The following is a 7,868-nucleotide window of genomic DNA, read 5'->3' on the forward strand; positions in this document are numbered from 1 at the left end:
GGCACGCCACCTTCAGCCTGACGCAGGATCGCAAGGATCTGGGGTTCGTTAAATCTCGTCATCTTCATCAGATTCCCCTCAGGTATCTTGCTGAGAAAATTCTACGTCCGCATCCCCTTAGTTTTGGAGAGGATTACCGGTGGCCATCCTATCAGGGACGCTGTCTGCCATGGCACCCGGACGATTGACGTGGCCATAGCAAGACGGGATGCCATGGAACAGAAGATCGCAAGGCGGTTTCAGCAGGCCGAATACCGCGACACTTTGGTGTGGTTCAGATCGGGGCCAATGCAGACGGTGCGCATAGCTCGGTGTTCAGAAAACCGAACATGATCTCGGCCTTTGTGCCACCGAGCCGGCCTTGGGGCTGGAAGACCAGTCGCGGCTGGCTGCGGCGCTGCGGGCGGGCGATGCCGATGCGGCCCGGCACATGCACAGCGCCCATCGTCTGATGCTGATGCAGGAAACCGTTCTGACACAGCGCTTCCTCCCGGAAAGCGGGATCATCCAGGCCAGTCCGGGGATTGCCGGGGCTGGGATTGCCGGGCACGGGGGCTTGCCGGGACGGGGCGGGGCGTCAGGCCTAAAAGCCCCGGCTGAGCCCCTTGGCCCCGGCCATCCCAAACCGCCATGGCAGATCCACCGCCCTGGTGATCCCGATGCGCGGACCTGTCAGCAGGGCGGGGCGGTCCTGCGGCAGTGTGATGGCAAAGGCATCGCCGTCAAAGGGCTGGCCGTCATCCTCGGGGCGGATCGCCAGTGCCTGCGTCAGACGACCGGGACCGCTGCACAAAAGCGGGCTGCCGCCCCTGCGGGCCCGCATCAGATCAACGCCCTGTATGGGGGCCAGGGCGCGGATCAGCACCGCCTCGCCCGCGCCCGCGACGACGTTCAGGCACAGATGGATCCCGTAGGACCGATAGACATAGGCATGGCCCGCCGGACCGAACATGGCCGCATTTCGCCGCGTCGGCCCGCGAAAGCTGTGCGAGGCCGGGTCGTCTTGGGCATAGGCCTCGGTCTCGATGATGATGCCGCCGGCGCCGCGCACCAGCAGGCTGGCCCCGATCAACCGCTGCGCCAGCATCACCGCGCCCCATCCGGCGATCCGATCGGCAAGGGGCGGGGGCGTCATGGCTTGTGGTCCTGTGGCGGGGCTGGCCGACGGCGTCTTTCACTGACGGGCGGCGGGGGATAAGGTGCGGGCCACGGTCCCGGAACGCCCGCGGATCGTCAAGGCGGAAAGGATGGCCGATGTTCAGCGACTGGAAACAGGAAAAGACCATCGCGGCCCTTGTCGACGAGGCGCAGGCGCTGGCCGACAAACTGGACGGGGCCAAGCCGCATATCGTCGACAGCCATGCGGCCGCCGTGCAGTTCTGGGCGGCGCGCTATCTGGCCGATGGACAGGATCTGCACGATCTGCCGACCTGGAAACCGCAGGCTGCCACCCGCTTTGCCGCCGCCCTGCAGGTCCGCATCGCTGCGCTGCGCAAGGCGCGGGCCTATGACAGCAGCGACGGGCTGGCGATCTGGCTGCATACCGCCCGCGCGGTCAGCGAACCGCGCATCGTCCCGCCGCTGCGCCAGATCTGGCAGCATGTGATGGAGGCCGGGTCCAATGCCGATATCATGGCCGAGGATCTGCTGCAGGAAGAGGGGCTGCCCCCCGGCCCCGGTCGCCGCGCCCCCGTGGGCTTTGGCCTAGACTGACGGTTCGGGACATCGGACCCGCTTGAGTTGGGGGCGGGGTCGCAGGCGGCTGTGGCGGTCCGGCATGACGGGCGAAGCCCGGCCCGTCAGGGCCGCCCCGTCATGCCGAAATCGACCGCCGAGGGCTGGAACAGCTGATGGGTCACATGGGCCTTCAGCACGGCCTGCGGCGTCGTTTCGACCCCAAGCGATTCCCGGGCAAGGCGCATGTGTTTTTCAACCGTGGCGGGGGTGATGCCAAGGATCGTCGCGATCTCTCCGACGGTCTTTCCGGCTGACCGCCATGTCAACACCTCGCGCTGACGCGGTGTCAGGGTGGCGGTCGACCGGCTGCGGCTCATTGTGGCAATGCGCATATGCATGACCCAGGCCAGAATGCGCATGTCGCGCCCCGTCTGCGACCAGCGATCCGCCAGCGTTCCGGCATCCGCGTCGCGGCAGGGCACCACGACGACAACCCCGGCAGAGTTCAGAACCTTGTCGCGCAGGCTGATCACCTGTGCCTCGGCAAGGCCATGGCGGGCGGCCAGAGCCAGCACGGACGAATGGCCGAGGGGATGGGACAGCAGATCGCGCGCGGCAATGTCGCCGTCATTGTCCCGGGCCCATTGCAGGACAGGATCGCGGTCCATATCGGGCAGATGATGGATGCGGTCCAGCAATTCGTCGGGAAAGTTGGTGAAGACGATGGGGTTCTCACGCAGAACCGAGCGGGGCACCGTCAGCATGAAATGAGCCGCATAGAGCGCGTAGTCATAGCCCAATCGTGTCGTCGCTTCTTGAAACACCGTCCCGATCTGGGACATCGAGCGGGCTTCCAGAAGACGCTCTATAAACCTTGTTAACATGGGCGGTTTGTACTCAAATGTTGTTTAAAATTGCATAGGACCGTGCCCTGCAGGCTTTGCCAAGGGGGAAATGCGACATCTGCTTAACGCCGGATGAGGACAGGGGTTGCAGCGACGCCGCCCGCGTGTGCGCCGCCATGCCCAGACATCCCTGAGGCGCGCAAAAGGCCGGGTCGAAAGGCTGGACCTTGGCGCATGTCCCATGCAAGACAGGAGCCGAATGCCGCCGTGCCGCAATCCGGAACTCTGCCATGCCCTTTATCATCGCCATTGACGGACCCGCCGCATCGGGCAAGGGGACCATCGCCCGCGCGCTGGCGGCGCATTTCGGCTTTCATCATCTGGATACCGGTCTTTTGTACCGCGCGACGGGGGCCAAGGGCGGCGATCCGGTCGCTGCGGCCTTGGGGCTGGGCCCCGAGGATCTGGGCCGCGATGATCTGCGCAGCGCGGCGGCCGGGCAGGCCGCCAGCCGCATCGCCGCCATCCCCGAGGTGCGCGCTGCGCTGGTCGATTTCCAGCACCGTTTTGCCGCGCAGGAACCCGGCGCAGTGCTGGACGGGCGCGATATCGGCACGGTCATCTGCCCCCATGCGCAGGTCAAGCTGTATGTCACCGCCTCGGACGATGTGCGTGCCGCCCGCCGCGCCGCCGAACTGGGCGCCGATCCCGCGCAGATGCTGGCAGAGCTGCGCGAACGCGACCGGCGCGATACCGAACGGGCGACGGCGCCTTTGCGGCCTGCCGGTGATGCGGTGGTGCTGGATACCAGCACGCTGAGCATCGATGCGGCGATCGCGGATGCCATCGCGGCGGTCGCGCGGGTGCGGGCGGAGGGGTAGGGGGCTGCCGCCCCCTCTTGGTCGTGCCGGCCAATTCACCCCTGCGGATATTTTTATGAAGAAGACGTCTCAGGGGGCGATGATCTCGAATCTGGCGACATCGACCATGCCGCGATCGGTGATCTTGAGGGCGGGGATGACGGGCAAAGCCAGGAAGGCCAGTTGCAGGAAGGGTTCTTCCAGCGTGGTGCCAAGGCTGCGGGCGGCGGCGCGCAGATCGGTCAGGGCGGCGTGGACGGCCTCGAACGGATCGAGGCTCATCAGGCCCGCGACGGGCAAAGGCAGTTCGGCCAGGATCCGGCCTTGCAGGGCCACCACGAAGCCGCCCTCGATCTGCGAGAGGCGGTTGGCGGCCAGCGCCATGTCGTCATAATCGGCGCCGACCACGGCGATATTGTGATGGTCATGGCAGACGGTCGAGGCGATGGCGCCCTGGGTCAGGCCAAAGCCCTTGACGAAGCCGGTGGCGATATTGCCGTTCTTGCCATGGCGTTCGATCACCGCGATGCGCATCAGGTCGCGGCCTTGGTCGGGGCGCTTGTCGCCGCCCTCGGGTGCGATGTCGAGGGTCAGGTGTTCGGTGATGATCTTGCCTTCGAGGATGCCGATCACCGGGGTTTCGGTCCGGTTGCCGGGGGCGCGGAAATCGGCGGCGCGGACCTGGGGCGCGCGGACCGAGGCGCGACCGACCGGTTCCACATGGCCGCGCGCGGCAAAGGCCGCCTCATCGACGATGCGGCCTGCGGTCAGGACCAGTTGCGCGCGGCAGTTCTGCAGGCTGTCCAGTGCCACGATATCGGCGCGCATGCCCGGCGCGATCAGCCCGCGATCCTTCAGCCCGAACGCCTCGGCCGCCGAGAGCGAGGCCGCGCGATAGGCGGCCAGCGGCGAGGTTCCAAGCGCGATCAGGCGGCGGATCATGTAGTCCAGATGGCCGTGTTCGGCGATGTCCAGCGGGTTGCGGTCATCGGTGCACAAGCACAGATAGGCGCTGGTCGCATCGGTCAGGATCGGGGCAAGCGCGTCCAGATCCTTGCTGACCGAGCCTTCGCGGATCAGCACGCGCATGCCCTTGCGCAGTTTCTCCAGGGCTTCCTCGGCGGTGGTGGCCTCGTGTTCGGTGCGGATGCCGGCGGCGATATAGGCGTTCAGATCGCGCCCCGAGAGCTGCGGGCAATGGCCGTCGATATGGCCGCCCGCAAAAAGCGCCAGCTTGGCCATGGCACCGGGGTCGCGGTGGATCACGCCGGGATAGTTCATGAACTCGGCCAGCCCGATGGCCGAGGGGTGGCCCATCAGGGGGCGCAGGTCATCGGCCTCGATCCGGGCGCCCGAGGTCTCCATCTCGGTGGAGGGGACGCAGGAGGACAGCTGGACGCGCAGGTCCATGAGCAGGTGGGATGAGGCGGCCTGAAAATAGCGGATGCCGTCGGTGCCGATGACATTGGCGATTTCATGCGGGTCGCAGATGGCGGTGGTGATGCCGCGCGGGGTGACGCAGCGGTCGAATTCAAAGGGCGTGACCAGACTGCTTTCGACATGCAGATGCGTGTCGATGAAGCCCGGCACCAGCGTCAGCCCGGTCACGTCGAGGATGCGGGCGCCGTCGTAATCGACGCCGATGCCCGCGATCCGGTCGCCGCAGATCGCCACGTCGCCGGGGATCATGCTGCCGGTGATCAGATCGAAGACCCGTCCGCCCCGCAGGACCAGATCGGCGGGGATGTCACCGCGCGCCTGCGCGATCCGGCGTTCGAGATCGTCCATGAGGGGGCCTTTCGGTTGGGGCGGGAAAGCGGATGGCAGGTGGCGCCCGCGCGCCCTCTTGGCCGTGCCCGCCATTTAACCCTTGGGGATCAATTCACCCCCGTGGGATAGTGTCGTGAAGAAGAATTCAGGGGGTCCAGCGGAGGAAGTTCGCGATGAGGCGCAGGCCGAGGCCTTGGGATTTTTCGGGGTGGAACTGGGTGCCGATGATATTGTCGCGGCCCACGACCGCGGTGACCGGGCCGCCGTAATCGGCATGGGCCAGCAGATGGGCAGGGTCGGTGACCTGAAACTGCCAGCTGTGGACGAAATAGGCGTGATCGCCGGTGGCGATGCCGTCCAGCACCGGGTGCGGGTGGTCGATGACTAGATCGTTCCAGCCCATATGCGGCACCTTGAGGCCGGGGGCGGCGATGGGTCGGATCTCTCCTCCGATCCAGTCGAGGCCGGGGGTCTGAACGTATTCGTGGCCGGTGGTGGCCAGCATCTGCATGCCGACGCAGATGCCCATGAAGGGGACGGCGCGGATCAGCACGGCCTCGCGCAGGGCCTCGGCCATGCCATCGACCTCGCCCAAGGCGGTGCGGCAGGCGGGGAAGGCGCCGTCGCCGGGCAGCACGATGCGGTCGGCTTTCGCAGCCACGTCCGGGTCCGAGGTCACGATCACCTGCGCATCCGCATCGCGGCCCATCAGCTGGAAGGCCTTTTCCGCCGAATGCAGGTTGCCGCTGTCATAGTCGATCAGCGCGACCCGCATCACAGCGCGCCCTTGGTCGAAGGCAGCACGCCCGCCATGCGGGGATCGGGCTCGACCGCCTCGCGCAGGGCGCGGGCCACGGATTTGAACGCGGCCTCGGCGATGTGGTGGCTGTTCAGCCCGTGGATGCGGTCGACATGCAGGGTGATGCCGCCATGGGTCGACAACGCCTGAAAGAATTCCCGCACCAGTTCGGTGTCGAATGTACCGATCTTGTCGGACGGGAAATCAACGTTCCAGACCAGATAGGGCCGCGCCGACAGATCCAGCGCGCTGCGCACCAGCGAATCGTCCATGGCCAGCAGGAAGCTGCCATAGCGGCGGATGCCCTTTTTATCGCCAAGCGCCTGCACCAGCGCCTGACCGATGGCGATGCCGGTATCCTCGACCGTGTGGTGGTCGTCGATATGCAGATCGCCGTCGGCGCGGATGGTCATGTCGATCAGCGAATGCCGCGACAGCTGGTCCAGCATGTGATCGAAAAAGCCCACGCCGGTCCGGTTGTCATAGACGCCGGTGCCGTCGAGGTTCAGCGTGACCTCGATCCGGGTTTCCGAGGTCGTGCGGGTGATCGTCGCCTGGCGCATGGGATGTCCTTTTGGTTCTGGCGCCTTATAGGCGTTGCGGCGCCATCAGCCAAGATGGACCTGACCGGCGGGATAGCGCACGCGCGGCATCATCCGTGTGGCCAGAAAGAAGCCAAGCGTCAGCGGCCCGACCCGGCCCAGAAACATCACCACCATGATCACCGCGCGGCCGAAATCCGACAGTTCGGTCGTATAGGCGCGCGACAGGCCGACCGTGCCGAAGGCCGAGGTCACCTCGAACGCGATGTCGATGAATTCGCCGTCATGGCTGAGCAGCAGCAGAAAGATGGCGATCAGGATCACCCCCGAGGCGATGGACATCAGCGCCATGACTTTCAGCACATCGCCAAGCGGGATGGCGCGGCCAAAGCCCGCCACCTCGGTCCGGCGGCGCAGAAAGGCCCATGTTGCCAGCAGCATGACGAAGATCGTCGTTACCTTCAGCCCGCCTGCGGTCGAGGTGGGGCCCGCGCCGATCACCATCAGGATCATGTACATCAGCGAGGTCGAATCGTGCAGCCCGGCGATGTCGGTCGAATTGAACCCCGCCGTCCGGGTGGTGACGCCCTGAAACCACGCCACCGTCAGGCGGGCGGTCACGCTGTCATATTGGGCCAGCGTGCGGGGGTTGTTCCATTCCAGGATCGCCGTCATCGCCACGCCGACGACGATCAGCACGGCGGTGCCGATCATCATCATCCGCGTGTGCAGCGACCAGCCGCGCCAGAAGGGACGGCGGAACAGATCGGCCACCACGACATAGCCGATGCCGCCCGCGATGAACAAGGCCGGGATGACCGTGTTGACGATCGGGTCCAGCGCATAGGCCGTCAGCCCCGGCGAAAACGTCGAGAAACCGGCATTGTTGAAGGCCGAGATGGAATGAAAGATCGCATGCCACAGCCCCGGTCCCAGCCCGTGATGGGGCATGAAGGACAGGCATAGCAGCATCGCGCCCGCCACCTCGGCCATCAGCACGATGCGCAGGATCGTCCAGACCAGCCGCGTCAGCTTGACATAGGAGGTCTGGTTCAGATCCTCGCGCAGGTAATTGCCCTGCATGATGCCCAGGGGCAGGCCAAGCGCCGACCAGATCATCACGGCGAATGTCATCAGCCCCAGCCCGCCCATCTGGATCAGCGCGGCAATGACCAGCTGGCCCCAGAAGGTATAGACCAGTTCGGTATCGACCACTGCCAGCCCGGTCACCGTCACCGCCGAGGTTGCGGTGAACAGCGCATCCGACAGGCTGACCGGCGCCCGCGCCATGGGCGGCAGCATCAGCAGCAGCCCGCCCAGACCGATCAGCGTCAGATAGCCCACCGCCAGCACGGCGGGGGGCGGGGTGCGCGCC

Annotated in this window: 9 protein-coding genes and 1 pseudogene; 4 read left to right on the plus strand and 6 right to left on the minus strand. The window is 66.2% G+C overall.

The window, feature by feature from the left end:
- Both EG885_RS23165 and EG885_RS23390 read left to right on the plus strand, forming a co-directional pair.
- On the plus strand, positions 1 to 188 hold a 188-nt coding region (locus tag EG885_RS23165), incomplete at its 5' end, for a hypothetical protein (RefSeq protein ID WP_207392366.1).
- A pseudogene (locus tag EG885_RS23390) lies at positions 139 to 314 on the plus strand (creatininase); the annotation flags it as partial. The gene EG885_RS23165 and the pseudogene EG885_RS23390, both read left to right, overlap by 50 nt.
- A gap of 269 nt (positions 315 to 583) precedes the next feature.
- Here EG885_RS23390 and EG885_RS20920 read toward each other — a convergent pair.
- Entirely contained in the window at positions 584 to 1,135 is a 552-nt protein-coding gene (locus tag EG885_RS20920; protein ID WP_131578533.1) for a DNA-3-methyladenine glycosylase, read from the minus strand.
- A 119-nt stretch (positions 1,136 to 1,254) separates the two neighbouring features.
- Between EG885_RS20920 and EG885_RS20925 the strand changes: the two genes are divergently transcribed.
- Positions 1,255 to 1,713, plus strand: a complete 459-nt coding sequence (locus tag EG885_RS20925) for a hypothetical protein (RefSeq protein ID WP_131578535.1) — start codon at positions 1,255 to 1,257, stop codon at positions 1,711 to 1,713.
- An 86-nt stretch (positions 1,714 to 1,799) separates the two neighbouring features.
- Here the strand turns inward: EG885_RS20925 and EG885_RS20930 are convergent, their stop codons facing one another.
- The gene (locus tag EG885_RS20930; protein WP_165571246.1) at positions 1,800 to 2,519 is read right to left on the minus strand and encodes a helix-turn-helix transcriptional regulator; all 720 of its coding nucleotides are present in this window, start codon (positions 2,517 to 2,519) and stop codon (positions 1,800 to 1,802) included.
- Positions 2,520 to 2,812: 293 nt separating this feature from the next.
- Here EG885_RS20930 and EG885_RS20935 point away from each other — a divergent pair, with 293 nt between their 5' ends.
- Positions 2,813 to 3,403 (plus strand): (d)CMP kinase, encoded by a 591-nt coding sequence (locus EG885_RS20935; RefSeq protein ID WP_131578539.1) that lies wholly within the window; start codon positions 2,813 to 2,815, stop codon positions 3,401 to 3,403.
- 69 nt (positions 3,404 to 3,472) lie between these two features.
- On the opposite strand, the gene ade is transcribed toward EG885_RS20935, so the two are convergent.
- From ade to EG885_RS20955, 4 genes are all read right to left on the minus strand, one after another.
- Positions 3,473 to 5,170, minus strand: coding sequence for an adenine deaminase (gene ade / locus EG885_RS20940; protein ID WP_131578541.1), 1,698 nt, complete (start codon positions 5,168 to 5,170; stop codon positions 3,473 to 3,475).
- A gap of 127 nt (positions 5,171 to 5,297) precedes the next feature.
- The gene (gene hisH / locus EG885_RS20945; protein ID WP_131578543.1) at positions 5,298 to 5,927 is read right to left on the minus strand and encodes an imidazole glycerol phosphate synthase subunit HisH; all 630 of its coding nucleotides are present in this window, start codon (positions 5,925 to 5,927) and stop codon (positions 5,298 to 5,300) included.
- The gene (gene hisB, locus EG885_RS20950) at positions 5,927 to 6,514 is read right to left on the minus strand and encodes an imidazoleglycerol-phosphate dehydratase HisB (protein ID WP_131578545.1); all 588 of its coding nucleotides are present in this window, start codon (positions 6,512 to 6,514) and stop codon (positions 5,927 to 5,929) included. The genes hisH and hisB overlap by 1 nt, the downstream gene beginning before the upstream one ends.
- Positions 6,515 to 6,559: 45 nt before the next feature.
- On the minus strand, positions 6,560 to 7,868 hold a 1,309-nt coding region (locus EG885_RS20955; RefSeq protein ID WP_242679781.1), incomplete at its 5' end, for a TrkH family potassium uptake protein.

Origin of the sequence: Paracoccus nototheniae (genome assembly GCF_004335005.1) — a bacterium.
Classification (GTDB): Bacteria; Pseudomonadota; Alphaproteobacteria; order Rhodobacterales; family Rhodobacteraceae; genus Paracoccus; species Paracoccus nototheniae.